This window comes from Croceicoccus sp. YJ47 (genome assembly GCF_016745095.1).
In the GTDB taxonomy this organism is placed as follows: Bacteria; Pseudomonadota; Alphaproteobacteria; order Sphingomonadales; family Sphingomonadaceae; genus Croceicoccus.
The window spans coordinates 214,201-230,283 of record NZ_CP067087.1; the positions used below are offsets into that span (position 1 = coordinate 214,201).

The 16,083-nt window shown below is 60.1% G+C and carries 13 protein-coding genes; 11 read left to right on the forward strand and 2 right to left on the reverse strand.

Annotation, left to right across the window (positions count from 1 at the left end; translation table 11 throughout):
• The first annotated feature begins 3 nt into the window (after positions 1–3).
• The 4 genes from JD971_RS00910 (at position 4) to JD971_RS00925 (ending at position 4,766) form a co-directional block, all read left to right on the forward strand.
• Positions 4–780, forward strand: a complete 777-nt coding sequence (locus tag JD971_RS00910) for an IclR family transcriptional regulator (RefSeq protein ID WP_256435272.1) — start codon at positions 4–6, stop codon at positions 778–780.
• A gap of 168 nt (positions 781–948) precedes the next feature.
• The gene (locus JD971_RS00915) at positions 949–2,130 is read left to right on the forward strand and encodes a cytochrome P450 (protein ID WP_202085320.1); all 1,182 of its coding nucleotides are present in this window, start codon (positions 949–951) and stop codon (positions 2,128–2,130) included.
• The gene (locus tag JD971_RS00920; RefSeq protein WP_236672199.1) at positions 2,127–3,218 is read left to right on the forward strand and encodes an aldo/keto reductase; all 1,092 of its coding nucleotides are present in this window, start codon (positions 2,127–2,129) and stop codon (positions 3,216–3,218) included. The genes JD971_RS00915 and JD971_RS00920 overlap by 4 nt, the downstream gene beginning before the upstream one ends.
• A 60-nt stretch (positions 3,219–3,278) precedes the next feature.
• The gene (locus JD971_RS00925; RefSeq protein WP_202085321.1) at positions 3,279–4,766 is read left to right on the forward strand and encodes an aldehyde dehydrogenase; all 1,488 of its coding nucleotides are present in this window, start codon (positions 3,279–3,281) and stop codon (positions 4,764–4,766) included.
• On the opposite strand, the gene JD971_RS00930 is transcribed toward JD971_RS00925, so the two are convergent.
• On the reverse strand, positions 4,751–5,509 hold the full coding sequence (locus JD971_RS00930; RefSeq protein WP_202085322.1) for an IclR family transcriptional regulator: 759 nt from the start codon (positions 5,507–5,509) through the stop codon (positions 4,751–4,753). The genes JD971_RS00925 and JD971_RS00930 overlap by 16 nt on opposite strands.
• Before the next feature lie 179 nt (positions 5,510–5,688).
• Between JD971_RS00930 and JD971_RS00935 the strand changes: the two genes are divergently transcribed.
• From JD971_RS00935 to JD971_RS00955, 5 genes are all read left to right on the forward strand, one after another.
• A complete protein-coding gene (locus JD971_RS00935) occupies positions 5,689–6,870 on the forward strand; it encodes an SRPBCC family protein (RefSeq protein ID WP_202085323.1) in 1,182 nt (393 codons plus the stop codon).
• Positions 6,788–8,359 carry an aldehyde dehydrogenase gene (locus tag JD971_RS00940; protein ID WP_236672200.1) on the forward strand — a complete coding sequence of 524 codons (1,572 nt, stop codon included), beginning with the start codon at positions 6,788–6,790 and terminating at the stop codon, positions 8,357–8,359. The genes JD971_RS00935 and JD971_RS00940 overlap by 83 nt, the downstream gene beginning before the upstream one ends.
• Positions 8,360–8,465: 106 nt before the next feature.
• Complete coding sequence (locus JD971_RS00945) at positions 8,466–10,598, forward strand: acetate--CoA ligase family protein (RefSeq protein WP_202085324.1); 2,133 nt, start codon at positions 8,466–8,468, stop codon at positions 10,596–10,598.
• A 40-nt stretch (positions 10,599–10,638) separates the two neighbouring features.
• Complete coding sequence (locus JD971_RS00950; protein WP_202085326.1) at positions 10,639–11,463, forward strand: enoyl-CoA hydratase-related protein; 825 nt, start codon at positions 10,639–10,641, stop codon at positions 11,461–11,463.
• Positions 11,464–11,983: 520 nt separating this feature from the next.
• A complete protein-coding gene (locus JD971_RS00955; protein WP_202085329.1) occupies positions 11,984–12,163 on the forward strand; it encodes a hypothetical protein in 180 nt (59 codons plus the stop codon).
• Between the two features lie 9 nt (positions 12,164–12,172).
• Here the strand turns inward: JD971_RS00955 and JD971_RS00960 are convergent, their stop codons facing one another.
• Complete coding sequence (locus tag JD971_RS00960) at positions 12,173–13,675, reverse strand: acetyl-CoA acetyltransferase (RefSeq protein WP_202085331.1); 1,503 nt, start codon at positions 13,673–13,675, stop codon at positions 12,173–12,175.
• Between the two features lie 53 nt (positions 13,676–13,728).
• Between JD971_RS00960 and JD971_RS00965 the strand changes: the two genes are divergently transcribed.
• Both JD971_RS00965 and JD971_RS00970 read left to right on the forward strand, forming a co-directional pair.
• Positions 13,729–15,312: a GMC family oxidoreductase gene (locus tag JD971_RS00965; RefSeq protein ID WP_202085334.1), complete on the forward strand. Its 1,584-nt coding sequence runs from the start codon at positions 13,729–13,731 to the stop codon at positions 15,310–15,312.
• Positions 15,309–16,079, forward strand: a complete 771-nt coding sequence (locus JD971_RS00970) for an SDR family NAD(P)-dependent oxidoreductase (RefSeq protein ID WP_202085336.1) — start codon at positions 15,309–15,311, stop codon at positions 16,077–16,079. Before JD971_RS00965 ends, JD971_RS00970 begins: the two co-directional genes overlap by 4 nt.
• The last annotated feature ends 4 nt before the right edge of the window (positions 16,080–16,083 follow it).

A 16,083-nucleotide genomic window follows, 5' to 3' on the forward strand; every position in this document is an offset into this window, starting at 1 on the left:
GGGATGGACGGCGCAAAGACAGGGAAGTTGGCCAAAAGGGTGGGTGCCGTGACGCAGGCGTTCGCCCTTTTGCGAATACTTGCCCGAGCGGACCCACCACGCGGCGTGACGGCTCTGGCCAGGGCCGCCGATGTCAATCCGTCGACTGCGTTCAATATTCTGCGAACGCTTGTTTTTGAAAACGCGGTAACATTCGACGAGCGTACCAAAACCTACGCCCTGTCACGCGGCTTGCTCGAAATATGCGGCGGTATGGCGGCGCGATCCCTGGAGCAGGAAATGGTCGGCGATCTGCAGCGCATCGCCGACAGGACGACTTGCCTTGTGGGCCTTTGGCAATCGACCAATGGCAGGATGCAACTGGTCGAGCGGGCCGTGGCAAAAAGCCCGGTGCGGCTCGACATGCAGATCCATCAGAAACTGCCTGCGTTTGCCGGGGCGGTGGGGCGCGCCTGGGCCGCGGCCCAGGGTCTATCCGACGAAAAGCTTCGAGATGGCTTCGATGAAATCCGCTGGGACGGACCGCTCGATGGCGAGCGCTACATCGCCGAGGTGCAGATGGCACGCGAGGCCGGATACGCGATTGACGAGGGTGCCTTGCATCCGGGCATCGTTACGGTGGCTGCCGTGATCGTGGACAGCGACGGGACGGTTACCCACGGCCTGACCGCCAGCGACATCGCGCACAGGCTGGATCGGGAGCGACTGAAGGAACTGGGCAAGGACTTGCGAGAGCTTGCCATTCGCTTCTCGGGATTTCCTTCCGATAATTCGGAATAGAGAATATTATTCTCAAATATTGACGGATCGCTTCCACACTGTGATTCTGACCATCAAGACATAGGCTACGGGCCGCCGATTTTCACGCGGCACCAAGAGCAAGCGATTGGAGAGAAAGCAGTGTCAGGTGGTGGAGCAAGCGGGCAGAAGGTCGAAATCCCGGCGCATGTGCGTGCAGATCAGGTTTACGAGTTCGACATCTATCAGGACGAACGTCTGCTGAAAAATCCTCATCTCGGATATTTCGAGATGGCGCAGGAGGCTCCCGAAATTTTCTATACCCCGCACAATGGCGGGCACTGGCTGGTGACGAATTACGAGTTGGTGACTCAGGTCATCAGCGAGCACGAGAGTTTCTCGAACAACGAGATCGAAGTACCCAAGACCGAGAGCCCGATCCGGGCCATCCCCATCAACCTGGATCCGCCAGCGCACACCCCCTACCGCAAGATGCTGATGAAGCACTTTACCCCGAAGGTGATCGCCGGCCTCGAGGACAAGATGCATCATTGGTCGAAGGAATTGATTGGCAAGGTGCAGGATCGAGGCGCGTGCGATTTCGCCACCGAACTGGGCGCGCTTTACCCCGTAACGATCTTCATGGAGATGGCGGGCCTGCCGCTGGACCGCTATGTCGAGTTCCGCAATCTGGTGACCGAATTCTTCGGCCAGATAACCAGGGAGCGCCGCATTGAATTGCAGCGCAAGATGCTCTCGGAATTGAAGGCTGTTTTCGACGATCGCCGCGAAAACCCGCAGGATGACCTCTTCACGAAGCTCGTGAACGAGGAAATTGACGGACGACCGCTGACGGAGGACGAGCTTCTCTCGATCGGCTTCCTTCTGTTCGTGGCCGGTCTCGATACGGTGGCGAATGCCCTGACCTTCGGTTTCAACCATCTGGCGCACAATCCCGCTCTCCAAGACCGGCTCCGGGAGAATCCTGATGATATCAAGGATTTCTTCGACGAGAGCATGCGTCGCTTCCCTGTCACCAATGGGGTCCGCCTGATCCGCAAGGACATGGAACTCGCCGGCGCTCATTTGAAAGCCGGTGAAATGATCGTCGCACCCATGACGCTCGCCGGGCTCGATCCGGAGGTGAATGACAATCCCACCGAGTTCGACATTGATCGCAAGGGGCGCAAGCATGTCGGCTTCTCGACCGGGCCGCATCTGTGTCTGGGGCATTGGATGGCGCGTGCGGAGGTGCGAATTTTCATCGAAGAATTCCTGACGCGCATTCCTCGCTTTCGCGTGAAATCCGGTTTCGAGGAAGATTGGCGCGCGGGCGTGGTGATGTCGCTGGAAAGCCTGCCGCTGGAATGGGAAGTTCCGGGAAAAGCGTGAGTAAGTCGATCATGTCGACCCGCCTGGATCATTACCGCCTGCTCGGGCATTCCGGACTTCGCGTATCGCCGCTCTGCCTTGGCACCATGACTTTCGGTGCTGCTGCAGACTGGCGAGCCGAGGAGAGCGAGACCGAGACCATGCTCTCCGCCTATGCCGAGGCGGGCGGAAATTTCATCGATACCGCAAATACCTACGGCGACGGGGAGAGTGAGCGTCTCGTAGGGCGCTGGCTCAAGGATCGGCGCGACACCATGGTCGTCGGTACGAAATACGCGGTGGCGCGGAAGAAAGGCGACCCGAATTCGGGCGGCAATCACCGCCTTTCCATGATCCGATCTGTCGAAGCCAGTTTACGCTCTCTTGGGACCGATCGCATCGATCTGCTCTATCTGCACATGTGGGATTTCCGCACTCCGGCGGATGAAATCCTGCGCGCATTCGACGATCTTATCCGCGCCGGAAAGGTGCAATACATCGCCCTTTCGGACACTCCAGCCTGGGAGGCGAGCCGGATGCAGGCCATTGCGGAACTGCGCGGCTGGACGAGGTTCGCAGGATACCAGGCCGGATACAATCTTCTCGAAAGAACGGCGGAGCGGGATGTGATCCCCATGTGTCGCAAACTCGGCATCGGGGTGCTCCCGTGGTCGCCGCTCGCGGGCGGGGTCCTGACGGGAAAATACTCGCGCAGGCAATTGGACAAGGATGCGGATGCGCTAACAGGGCGCGGCCAGATTAACCGCAGTAGCAAGCGGCTTACCGAACGCTCCTTTGCCATCGCGGAAGTGGTAAGCGAAATTTCCGAAGAGCTGGGTCACACGCCTGCGCAGATCGCTCTGGCTTGGACGATGCGTGATGAAGCCATAACGGCGCCGGTGATTGGCGCGCGGACCGTAGATCAGATGCGTGAGAACCTCGGCGCTCTTGAGGTAGAACTCACAGCCGACGCGCTCACCCGTCTGGACGAGGTGAGCGCCATCGATCTTGGCTTTCCGCACGGCCTTCTGGGTGCACGCGTGCAGGAGCGACTGTTCGGTGACGCCGTGGTGGAGGCGCGCGATCGTCGCGCTGGCCGTGATGAGTGAGCGCGCGATCCCCGGCTCGCTCAACACAGGCTTGGTCAATACCATGGCAAGGACATGACAATGCATTTCGATCGTCACCCTCTCGCGCGGCCCGACATGCTCTACATCAACGGCGAATGGATCGCGCCGCGGCAAGGAGGGCGCATCACCGTGATCTCTCCCGCGACGGAAATGCCTTATTGCGAGGTGGCGGAGGCCGGCGTCGACGATATCGATCACGCTATCGGCGCGGCGCGCTCAGCGTTTGACGATGGGCCCTGGCCTCGCCTCTCTCCCGAAGATCGCGCCGATTACCTGATGTTGATCGCACGCGAAATCGACGCACGCGCAGCCGACGTCGCTGCGATCTGGCCAAACGAGATGGGCATCACGCATCAACTAGCGGAGGCTTTTGCCGGATCGATCGGAGACATTTACCGCGCTTACGCCGAATTGGCGCACAGCTTCGCGTTTCTGGAACCGAAAAGCAGCGCCATGACCGATGCAGCCTTCATCGCGCACGAGCCGGTTGGCGTCGTCGGCGCGATCATACCTTGGAATGGCCCGATTTCCCTTATCGCGCACAAGGTTGCGCCTGCGCTGCTCGCAGGTTGTACCGTCATCATCAAAGCTTCTCCCGAGGCGCCTGGCCATGCGCTGCTGATGGCCGAAATCGCGGATAAAATCGGTTTGCCAGTAAGCGTGATCAACGTGCTTACCGCCAATCGAGAAGCGTCGGAAAAACTGGTGTGCGATCCTCGGGTGGACAAGATTGCCTTCACAGGCTCGACCGCGGCTGGACGAAAGATCGGGTCGATCATGGGCGGACGAATTGGGCGCCAGACCCTGGAGCTCGGCGGGAAATCAGCCGCCATCATCTGCGAGGATTATGATTTCGCAAAAGCAGCCGAAACGCTTGGCATGCGCGCCTGCGCTCTTACGGGACAGGTGTGCGCATCGCTAACACGGCTCATCGTTCCTCGCGGTCGCCACGATGATTTCGTGGACGCTCTTGCCAGTCAGATGGCGAGCGTGAAGGTGGGCGATCCTTTTGATCGCTCTACCGGCATGGGGCCCCTTGCAACCCGGCGGCAGCGCGAACAGGTGGAAGGCCATATCGCACGAGCCATCAAGGATGGGTATGCTCCCGCCACAGGGGGTGGTAGACCGGGCCACGTCGACCGCGGATGGTATGTGGAACCGACCGTTTTCGGCAATGTGGACAATTCGGCGGCTATCGCGCGCGAAGAGATTTTCGGCCCTGTTCTCACGGTCATTCCGGCTGACGATGAGGATCACGCTTTGCGTATCGCGAACGACAGCGACTTCGGCCTGGTAAGCGCCGTATTCACCAACGATGCGGAACGCGCCTATCGTATCATGCGACAGGTCCGAACAGGCACGATGAGCCAGAACGGGCTGAAACTGGACTTTTCCATTGGCTTTGGCGGTTTCAAGCAATCAGGCATCGGACGCGAAGGCGGGGAGCAGGGACTGCGCAGTTTTCTCGAAACAAAAACGCTTCTGCTTGATGCGCCGCCGACCGCCGCGGTTCAGTCGGCGGAATAATGCCGCGTGACGTCGGCGAGCATCTTGCCGGTCGCCGCTATATCGTCCTCGTTCAGCCGCTCGGCGAATTCGATCGCAGACAGGCCAAGCACGGGCTTGCCTTCTGTATCCGTCACGACCGAGGCAATTGCGACAATACCTTCGTAAAGGGCCCCACGATCAACGCCGTAACCCTGCTGTCGGGCAAGTTCGACGCTTTCAACGTAATCCGCCGGGGAAATGTCGCCTGCCCAGCGAAGCTTGCCGAATTCCTTTTTCAACGCAGCCTTTCCAAGACCATCCGCCGCTGCGGCAGCACGGCCCACAGCACCAAGATAACGCGGCATGCGCTGCGTGAGATCAAGGTCGAGACGAACGGGACGATCGCTCTGCGCGCGATCGAGCAGGATAAGCCGCGTCCCCATGACTTCCCAGAGCGCGATCAGCTTACCGGTTTTCGCCGCGAGTTCGGGCAGCTCCGCACGTATCTTCTCGGCAAGGCTCGGTTGCCGCAAGGCGCCGCACAGATCAAGCAAGCCCGGCCCAAGCGAATATGTTTTCGTCGGCTCGTCAAACACCGTCAAAGTTTCGGCTGTCAGAGTGCGCAAAACATTGAATGCCGTGGAGGTGTTGATCCCGGCCGCGCGCGCTGCGGCGCTCACGCCCAACGGGGCGTCTGATTCCGACAAGGCTCGCAGAAGCCTGATGGTCTGCACCACAGCTCCTACCGGCTTGCCTTTTGGTTTTTCTGATGGGGCGGACATGATGCGCGAGAGCTATTGCGGTCCGCCACTCCGGTCAATGCGCAATATATTTTCTATCGAGAATGTTATTCTCAATGATTGACATTGGTGCGCAATCTTCGCCATTCCATAGCCCATAAATTCAAGAATAACCGCGGAATATGGAGGGGAACCCGATGGGAACACCTAGGAAACCAACATTGAACGATCTGAGCCCAAGCCAGATCGAGGACATTCGCAAGATACCTGCCCATGATGCGGGGCATGAACCGGTGCCGATCGCGGACTGGCTGAAGCCGGTGATAAAGAAGACACGTCCTGCCTCCATCTTTCTCGATCAGAAGCATTTCGATCTCGAGCAACGCTCCGTTTTCCGCCGGTTGCCGGTGCCGCTCATGCCTTCTTCGCGCCTTCCCGAGCCCGGATCCGCCGTCGCCTTCGATGGCTATGGCATGGCGCTACTGGTCGTTCGGGACAAGGAAGGCCAGATCGGACTGTACTACAACGCTTGCCAGCATAAGGGCTCCAAGCTGATCGAGGATTGCAAGGTCCACAAGCTCAGCCGGCTTGTGTGCCCCTATCACAGCTGGACCTACGCTCTGGACGGAAAGCTGCTGGGCGCCGCGCGAAGCGAGCTTTTCGAAGAGTTCGACAAATCGGAATACCACCTGCCGACGCTGCCGGTGCGCGAGCATGCGGGGATCATCTGGGGTGTTCTCGATCGCGCGATCGATCCCGACTGGAGCGGAATGGACGAAGGCTTTGCCATAGACATGCAGCATCTGGGCGTACCCGATGCCTATTTGTACGATACAAAGCGTTTCGATCTGAAGGCGAACTGGAAGCTCGTGCTCGAGCCTTTCATGGAAAGTTACCACGTGACGCGGCTGCACAGGGATCTGATCGGAGACCTGTTCAGGGACATGCCCGTCATCGTCAGCAAGCTGGGCCCTCATCAGCGCAAGGTCGCGGGCAAAGTCCAGTTCGAGCCGGAAATGATCGAGAACCGGGAAGAGAACATCCACAAGACCGTCACCCATGCCTATCAGATTTTTCCGAACGCGGTCCTGATCACCAGTCCATACTATATCTCGATGATGGTGCTGATGCCCAGAGCGCCAGATCGCACGCTGGTCGATTACTACATGCTGCTGCCCGAGGAGCCTGTGACCGACAAGGCCAAGGACATCGCGAAGCGCTCCTATGACCTGGTTCTGGATGTGTTCGGAAACGAAGATTTCCGCGCTTCGCAGACCGCGCATGAAGGGCTTGCGTCAGGCGGCCTCGGCAAGCTGACCTATGGCGGGATGGAGAACACCATTCCCACCTATTACGATCAACTCGAAAGCCACTTGCTGGCCGACACCAAGCCGGCTTCCTGAGCGGCACGAGAGGTTTCATTCCATGTTCTTTGATCCCAGGTCTGTTCGCCCTTCGCCGGGGCTTTTCATCGGCGGCAGGCGCGTCGTCGGCGCCGAAACGCGGCAGGTTGCAAGCCCGTCGGATTTCTCGATCAGACTGGATGCCGGATGGGCATCGCAAGGTCAGGTCGATGAAGCGGTGATGTCCGCTCGGCATGCGTGGAAAGACAGTGGCTGGGGCACGATGGCGCCCCGCGACCGGGCGAACATCCTGTATCGGTTTGCCGACCTTGTGGACGCGCATTCGGCCGAGATTGCCGCATTGGAAGCCATCGCCTCGGCGCGCATCTATTCGGAGGCAATGGCTCGCGATGTAAAGGTCGTTTCCGGTACGTTGCGCTTTTTCGGAGAGTACGCGGACAAGGTTGAAGGCCAAGTGACCGCGACGTCTCGAAGCTCCCTGTCCATGGTCGTGCACGAACCATACGGCGTGGTCGCGGCGATTGCCCCCTGGAACTTCCCTCTGATTCTGGCGGCATGGAAATTCGCTCCCGCACTTGCCGCTGGGAATGCCGTGGTGCTCAAGCCTTCGGAGCTGACCCCCTTTGCCACGCTGCGTCTGGCGGAGCTGGCCGTGGAGGCGGGCGTTCCGCAAGGCATATTCAATGTCATCAACGGTGACGGGAACGCAGGATCCGCGCTCGTCAAGCATTCGGAGGTCGACTATGTCACCTTCACCGGCTCAAGCGCGACCGGCTCTCGCATCATGGCCGATGCCGCCATGTCCGGGCTCAAGCCGGTGAGCCTGGAGCTTGGCGGCAAGGGACCACAGGTGGTTTTTGCCGACGCACCCGATATCGAACGCCTCGCGCAGACGGTGGCCCGTGGCATCACCTATAATAGCGGGCAGGTGTGTTTTGCCGGGTCCCGGCTCGTCGTGGAGCGATCCGTCGCCGACAGGTTCATCGACCTGGTCGCCGATGCCATGACGGGACTGAAGCCCGGCGAGACCTGGTCGAAGGAAACGAGCATTCCGCCCATCATCAATGAAAAGCAGATCGAGCGCATCGACAGCATCGTGCGCGACAGTGTCTCGGACGGAGCGGAAATCCTGATCGGCGGCAGCCGGATCGATCACGACACGGCGCTATTCTTTCAGCCCACTGTCCTTCGCGGCGTCACCACCGAAAATCGCGCTTATCGCGAGGAAATCTTTGGCCCTGTGCTGGCCGTGCAGGAATTCGAGGATTTTGACGAAGCCATCGCTCTTGCAAACCATCCGGATTATGGACTCACGGCATCGGTGCATACAGCGGACATTACGCGGGCGTTCAAGGCGGCCCAGCGCATCGAAAGCGGCACGGTCTGGCTCAACGATTGGGGCCGCCGAACCGATCTGACCGCGCCGTTTGGCGGCTACAAGAAGTCGGGCATCGGCAAGGACATGGGTCGCGCGGGATATGAAAAATACCTGAAGTCGAAAGCGATCTGGCTCGAACTCGGTGAGTAATTCACCCGATGCCGAATTACTTTCTCGGTAAAGAATTCTTGTTTTGCGGTATCTTCAAAGAAGATTTCCCACCCGGTCAGCGTGTTACAGGAAAGAGTTTGCGAAGATGGCAAAATCGCTAGATGCATTGTTTGCACCGCGAAGCATCGCATTCATCGGTGCATCGAACGATCCCACCCGCATAGGCGGCCGCCCCCTGCACTATTGCCTTCGCGATGGCTTCGAAGGTGAGATTTACCCCGTAAATCCGTCCCGCGATAAAGTGCAGGGCCTGAAAGCCTTTCCCAGCATCGGCGCAATACCTGCCGACGAAGTTGATTTGCTGGTGATCGCCGTTCCGCCCAAGGCTATCCCGATGGTCCTCGCGGAAGCGGGTGCGAAAAATGTCCGTGCCGCGGTGGTCCTCACTTCCGGCTTCTCGGAAACAGGGGAAAAAGGCGCGGCATTGGAAGCCGAGATGCTGGCCACCGCCAGGAAGCTTGGCATCCGCTTGCTCGGCCCGAATTGCCTTGGCTTTTACAAAGCGGGTGATGGAATAGCCGCAACGTTTTCCAGCCTCCTGGAAGACGGCCCTCCCCCCCAAGGGGAGCTCGCCATTGTTTCGCAGTCGGGCGCTTATGGCGCACATATTGCCATGCTGGCGCGCCGCCGGGGAATAGGGCTCGCCAGCTTCGCGGCTACCGGGAATGAGTGCGATATTGGCGTTGCCGATCTGATCGAAGCCGCAGCGGCCGACATCAACGTGAAAGTCATCGGCTGTTATGTCGAGGGTATCCGGCATGGCCGTGCCTTTCTTCGCGCTGTCGAGGTGGCACGCCTGGCAGGCAAACCCGTCATCCTGTTGAAAGTCGGCACGTCCAGTTCCGGCCAGAAAGCCGCCCAGTCCCACACCGCCAGTCTCGCCGGAGACGATCGCACTCTCGACCAGATCATAGGCCGCTCCGGCGCCATTCGGGTCGAAACCACGCAAGAGCTGGTGGACACTCTCTACGTGTTGACGCGCCGTGGGCTACTGGCGAGCAATCGCCTTGGGATCCTCACCGTATCGGGAGGCGCCGGCATACTGATGGCGGACGCGGCAGAAGCAGCCGGATTCGATATTGCCAGCATGCCTGAACCGGCACGGGCGGACCTCGACGCGCGCATACCGCTCGGCTCATCCGCCAACCCTGTCGATACGACCGCGCAGGCGATGAGCGATGCTTCGATCGTACGCGATGCGGTATCGATCGTAACACGCCAGGGTAATTACGATGCGGTCGTCGCGTTCTTCATGAATTGGCCGGAAAGCCCGGTGCTCGGCCCACCTCTCCGCGAAGCGATTCAGCAGGGACTGGAAAGCGGCAGCGAGGTGCCCTTCGCCATCTGCATGAACGCAGGGCCGCGCACGGTAAGCGAGTACGAGGAGACAGGACTGCTGGTCTTCGAGGACCCCTCATTCGCCGTCACGGCGCTTGCCCATGCTGCAACCGCAGGGCGCGCAATATCGGGTGCTCCCGCATGCGTGCCGACGCTGCCCGATACGAGCACCAAATGTTTCGTTCGCCTTGACGAGGCTGAAGCCCTTGCCGCACTGGCGGACGCCGGCATTCCCACGATGCCCTTCGCAACGGCTCGCAATTCCGCGGAAGCTGGAAGGATCAGTCGCCAGTTCGATGGCCCTCTCGCCATCAAGGTGATATCCCCGGATGTGCAGCACAAATCCGATGCCGGCGGCGTTCGCCTCGCCGTCGATCCTGGAAATCAGGCCGCAGATGCCGCCTCCAAGATACTCGCTGACGTAGGCCGTGCGCATCCCGCGGCAGAGATACGCGGCGTTCTGATTGCCCCGATGATCAGGGGTGTTGCCGAACTCATACTGGGCGCCCGGATTGATCCGGTTTTCGGTCCTGTCGTGTCGGTCGGCATGGGCGGCATTTTTACCGAGCTTCTCGATGATGTCGCGATCGGTCTTGCTCCGCTCGACGCGAATGAGGCGCTCGAACTCATCCGGTCCCTTTGCGGGTTCCCTCTGCTCGACGGCATGCGCGGGAAACCTCGCGTCGATATACGCGCTGCCGCAGAGACAATGGCGGCGATGAGCCGCTTCATTGCCCGACATCGCGGCACAATTCTCGAAGTGGAAATCAACCCCCTGCTCTTGCTCGAAGAGCACAAGGGTGCGGTGGCGCTCGACGCGCTCATCATCCCTGAGACCGCCGAAAACCCGGTGATACAGAATGGGCAAGCGGCTGCGTGACCCGTGAATAATGACTATGTTCGATGTGAGGCGCTGAACCGTGACAACTAACCAGACAGGGGAAACGCGACAGGACGGCGCCGCCGCGCCGACGCAATACTGCAAAGTTCTCCGTGAAGGGCCGCTCACGATCGTCACGATCAATCGCCCGGATTGTCTCAACGCGCTTCATACCGACGCGCATTTCGAACTTGCCCGCGTGTTTGACGAGTTTGCAGCAGATCCGGAGCAGTGGATTGCCATCATCACTGGCGAGGGGCGCGCCTTCAGCGCCGGAAACGATCTGAAGTTCCAGGCAAAAGGGGGCGGACTCGACCGACCCGACAGCGATTTCGGCGGCCTGACCGGACGGTTCGACTGCGAGAAGCCGATCATCGCGGCCGTGAACGGGCTGGCGCTTGGCGGCGGGTGCGAGATTGCCCTGTCATGCGACATCGTGATCGCATCGGATGATGCAATCTTCGCCCTGCCCGAACCACGGGTCGGGATGGCAGCGCTTGCAAGCGGGTTGCATCGCCTGCCTCGCACGATCGGTTGGCAGCAGGCGATGGGCATGATCCTGACCGGCCGCCGGGTATCGGCACACGAAGCCCGCGAGATGGGATTTGTGAACAGTGTCGTATCTCCCGAGGAACTGATCGCCGAGGCACGCCGCTGGGCGGAGATGATCCTGCAGGGCAGCCCGCTCGCCATTCGCGCTGCGAAAAGCATCGCCCGCAAGGGTCTCGAAAAAGCGTCACTGGAGCAGGCTTTTCTCAGCCAGCGCGATAACGAGGCGCTCGATGTCATGCTAGGCTCGGAAGAGTATCGGGAAGGACCCAAAGCATTCGCTGAAAAACGGCAGCCTATCTGGAAGGGCCGCTGAGCGCATGATGCGTAACAAGGTTTCCAAAACGCGCGATGATTGGAACCATCGGCAATCCTGAGTCGTCGTCGTCACGATTGATATGATCGGGTTGCCTGAGGCGCCGATGCGCTGGATCGAGCCGCATTTCCCCGTGTAACATGGATTGCCGCGGATCGGTGGTCGGCGGATAGTCAGCGGGATTATCTGATCAATCCGCCAGGGTCTGCGCTGGCGTGACGCCTTCGCGGAGTGGGCCAAGCGAAAGGCCATTTCCAATCGGTTCCTTAGGTGGAGCGGTCTGGGTGTGTCCGCAGAGATCTCTGCTGCGCTCGCTGCGAAAGGTGGAGAGCCGAATGAACCGATGATTGATGCACCGATTGAAAGCTCATCACTTAGCGGTCAGGTTTATTAAAAACGGCCTCTTTCTCAACATAGTGGGCGTGCCAAGGTCGGCCTGGAGCGCAAGCTTCACTTCAGGCTTCAGGCAAGAAGCAATTGTCAGGGACCACCTCTGGTCATGCTACTAAGCGGGGGGCAGATGAGCGGTTTGGAAAGCGCGGCATCGATAGTCAACGCTCTGCCCCTCAGCAGCGCACTGCTCGCCGACAAGGGCTATAGCCTCGCGGGAAACTCACCGCATGAAACCCGTCAAATCAAAAATAGCTTTATGCCCTCCATGCGCATCCCGGCAACTGTCATCTTCTCGCTGCTCCGATGAGTCCCGATCCTAGATAAAGCACCAGTGTGGCAATTCATCCGCGCCTATTCCAATCTCACCTTGGCGACCGACCAGATCGACTCCGCTCATGAGTTTCTCGAGCGTGCAAGCATCGTCGGTCTCCACTCGAGCGGCGACGCGGCTGCCATCCGGCGCACGGGCAATAGCTATGCCCTGGCGTACGTCTTCATTGCGGTCGAACACTACGGTGTAGGTTTCCAGCCTCGCCAGTCCGCGATGGGACTGGTCAAGGCGCGGAGCGGCGCGTTCGATGTCTTTTTCCAGATCCCGCAATCGGTAATGCTGCGGCAAGGCCCGTTCGGGTTTCTTCGTGCCGAGCATCACCGCGTGATGCTTCGTCACATATTCACCTTGGCCGTAAAGCAGGCCCCAGCCGCTTTGCCGTCGCAAATGGTGCACCATCGCGACCACGGCATGTCCCATGAAGTTGTTAAGCGGCGCGCCGAAGAAGGTAAGCCCTCCTGTCACGCTCAACGCATCGTGGTCGGACAAGCCGAGTACGCGCCGCGCCATTTTCGGAACACAGGGAAAACAGCTGTACAGTTCGACAGCGAATTTGTCGCCTGCCAGCTTCGCGCTTTGTCCAAGCACGCCCTCCATGGCCCGCGAAAAGCTGTAGTCTTGCCGCGCAAGGATGTCGCGCGGCTCGTCAGCGGCCGTGCCGCCGTGAATGAAGATCATGCGATCTTCACAAATGCCGAGCTCGCGCGCCATCGCCAAGCTGGTCACGATAAACGCCGCGCCCTGGTTCACGATCGGATTGGCAACCATCAACTTACGGTAGGGCCAGGCGATCAGGCGATTGCCGCCATCGCCTGACAGTATCGTCTCGGGATCGACGGCGCTTTTGAGCCATGCAGCATCGCGTGCAGCGGCAATATGCGAATTGCGCGACCAGATGCGGGCGCTCTCTTGCTGCGCGGTATCAAAATTCTGTCGCCATGCCGCGCGGCTCGCATTTTCATAAAGCGGATAGACGTTAACAGGGCTCGTCAATCCCAGTGTCTTTGCAACCCTGCCCTGATAATCCCCGCCGCGCACCGGGCGGAAACCCTCATCCCGCTCGGGCCAATTCAGGGCGGCTTGGCTCTTGCGCGCCCGGCGTATACTATCCTCAGCCTCGCCTCCGCAAACGGCGATTATCCGCGCCCTACCGGCCTGAATATCGAGCGCTGCCTCGTGCAGCGCCGTGATCGGCGTCTGCCCGCCGACTGGCCAGTAGCGGGTCTGCAATTCAGACTGCCCCAATCGACGCCGCAGTTCAGCCTCCGGATCCGGATACGGCCACGAGATTTCGTTGATGATATCAAGTCGATCGAGCCGGGCGAGAAGGTTTTCACAATCCGCATCGCGCTCCGCCAACCGAAGGGCAGCGACCATCAAACCTGCCGGATCAAGCGCGTCGGCCAGATTTTCGGGTCGATCGGCCAGTTCCCCTCCGCCGATGATAACCGGACATTGTCGGGGGTCGAATTCAGGCTGGTCAGTCATCTCACTATTCTGTATGCGAAAGATCATTCTCGCAAGAAAAAGGTTTGAGAGGCATGGCAAACGGGCAAATCGCAGATGTGATCATTGTCGGGGGTGGTGCGGCTGGGTGTGTTCTCGCCAACCGTCTGAGCGCCAGTCCGAACCGACAGGTGCTCCTGCTGGAGGCCGGACCGCCCGACAGGAATCCGATGATCCATATGCCCAAGGGTGTGGGCAAGGTGTTGGCCAATTCTGCTTATGTCTGGCCTTTTCGCATTTCAGGCCGCGCCGGTAACAACGAGCCGGCCTACTTCTGGGTACGCGGGAAGACGCTTGGCGGCTCGTCCTCCACCAACGGCATGATGTATGTTCGCGGAAAGCCCGCAGACTACGATGCGCTTGCCAAAAAGGCAGGCGATGATTGGGCATGGGAGCATATCGCACAGGCTTTCGACGCTCTGGAAGGGGAGAACGGCCTTCGGACATCCGTCCCGCCTCCCCGTCCGGAAATGGACGCGGTGATAGAGGCCGGCGAGGCGCTGGGGCTGTCGCGGCGTGGCAATCCCAACGATCCGGACGCCGTGGAGGCGATAGGGTACTGTCCCCAGACCGTCTGGCATGGCAGACGCCAGAGCGCTGCGGCCGCCTTTCTCGATCCCGTCAAGAACCGCGGCAATCTGGCGATCGAAACCGGCGTGACGGTCGATAGGGTCCTGTTCGAGAATGGCCGCGCGACGGGTGTTGCAGGGCTGCGCAACGGCAAGGAAGAGGTCTTTCGGGCGCACGAAATCATTCTCGCTTCGGGCACTTTCGGCTCGCCGGCAATCCTGGAACGCTCGGGCATTGGCGATCCGGAATATCTCGATCAACTGGGCATTCCTCTGGTTGCCCAGAACAGAGGCGTAGGCGACAATCTTTTCGAACATTGCGGCATCACGCTCCAATGGCGCACGCGGCCGCATTATTCCTTGAACCGCGAATATTCAGGCCTCCGCCTGCTGAAAAATGCTGCGCAATATTACCTGAAGCACGAGGGTCCGCTCGCGAGTGGCACTTTCGATGTCATCGGCTGGTTTCGAAGTCATGCCGATGCCGATCGTCCCGATGCCCAATTGCTGTTCGCACCGCACAGCATTGATCGTTCCAGCGCGAAGATGGCGATGGAAAGCTTCCCCGGCATTCAGGCGGTGATCTACCCCCTCCGCCCTCGCGCGCGCGGCCATGTTCACATCGTCTCGCGCGATCCCGCTGTGCTGCCCGAGGGTGCCCTCGACTTTTTCTCGAACGAGCAGGAACGGCGGGAGCTGATCGGGACGGTCCGCTACGTACGTGCGCTGGCCCTTACGAAGCCTCTCTGCGACATTATCGTGGAGGAGACGCGGCCGGGCGCTGAGGCGGAAAGCGATGATGCCATCATCGAGGCCTACCGGATGCTGGGAACGCCTGCCTATCACGCCGCAGGCACCTGCCGCATGGGCGTGGACGAGGAATCGGTCGTCGATCCGCGATGCCGCGTGCGCGGAATCAAAGGCCTGCGCGTCGTCGACCTCTCCATCGCACCAGTCATGCCTTCGGGGAACACGTTTGCGCCTGTCTGCGCGATGGCTTGGAGGGCATCCGACCTTATCGAACATGATCTTGAACAGGAGCGAGCATGACACGCAATCATTCTCTCGAGGGCCGCATCGCACTCGTCAGTGGGGCATCGTCCGGCATCGGCATGCATCTCGCAATTAAGCTGGCGCAGGCCGGTGCAAAGCTGGTGCTCGGTGCCCGGCGGACCGATCGCACGATGGCGCTCGCCGACAAGATCAACGAAGGCGGTGGTAAGGCGCTGGCGGTCCCGCTCGATGTGGTTGACGAAGCATCGGTGCACAACGCCTACGATCTAGCCGAAGATGAGTTCGGCACGGTCGATACCATCTTTGCAAATGCGGGCGTCTCGCGCGCGGGGCGCTCGACCGATGTATCGGCAGATGCGCTGAGGTCCGTGTTCGATACAAACCTGCTGGGCCTTTATCTGACCGTGCGTGAGGGTGCGGGGCGGATGATCGCATCGAACATGCGGGCGCTTGCACGGGGACGCATCGTCCTGATCGGCTCCGTCACAGCGGATATGACCAATCAGGGGGACGCCGCCTATGCCGCCAGCAAGGCAGGCGTCGCGCATCTTGGACGCCAGTTTGCCCGCGAATGGGTGCGGCAAGGCATCAATGTGAACACCATCCAGCCAGGTTATATTCGCACCGAGATGGGAGACGAATGGTTCGAAAGCGACGCTGGCAAGGCACAGATCGCGAGCTGGCATCGCCGCCACCTCATGGATATCGATGCGCTGGACGATATTGCCCTCTACCTCGCTTCGGATGCGTCGCGCTATGTAACGGGCTCGACTATCACGATCGACGATGGTCAGGCGTTGTAACGCC

Bases quoted from the DNA above. Each gene is read 5' to 3' on its own strand.
- JD971_RS00960 (WP_202085331.1), bottom strand. From the start codon at position 13,675: ATGACTGACCAGCCTGAATTCGACCCCCGACAATGTCCGGTTATCATC.
- JD971_RS00925 (WP_202085321.1), top strand. From the start codon at position 3,279: ATGCATTTCGATCGTCACCCTCTCGCGCGGCCCGACATGCTCTACATC.
- JD971_RS00910 (WP_256435272.1), top strand. From the start codon at position 4: ATGGACGGCGCAAAGACAGGGAAGTTGGCCAAAAGGGTGGGTGCCGTG.
- JD971_RS00945 (WP_202085324.1), top strand. From the start codon at position 8,466: ATGGCAAAATCGCTAGATGCATTGTTTGCACCGCGAAGCATCGCATTC.
- JD971_RS00955 (WP_202085329.1), top strand. From the start codon at position 11,984: ATGAGCGGTTTGGAAAGCGCGGCATCGATAGTCAACGCTCTGCCCCTC.
- JD971_RS00965 (WP_202085334.1), top strand. From the start codon at position 13,729: ATGGCAAACGGGCAAATCGCAGATGTGATCATTGTCGGGGGTGGTGCG.
- JD971_RS00970 (WP_202085336.1), top strand. From the start codon at position 15,309: ATGACACGCAATCATTCTCTCGAGGGCCGCATCGCACTCGTCAGTGGG.
- JD971_RS00930 (WP_202085322.1), bottom strand. From the start codon at position 5,509: ATGTCCGCCCCATCAGAAAAACCAAAAGGCAAGCCGGTAGGAGCTGTG.
- JD971_RS00940 (WP_236672200.1), top strand. From the start codon at position 6,788: ATGGCGGGATGGAGAACACCATTCCCACCTATTACGATCAACTCGAAA.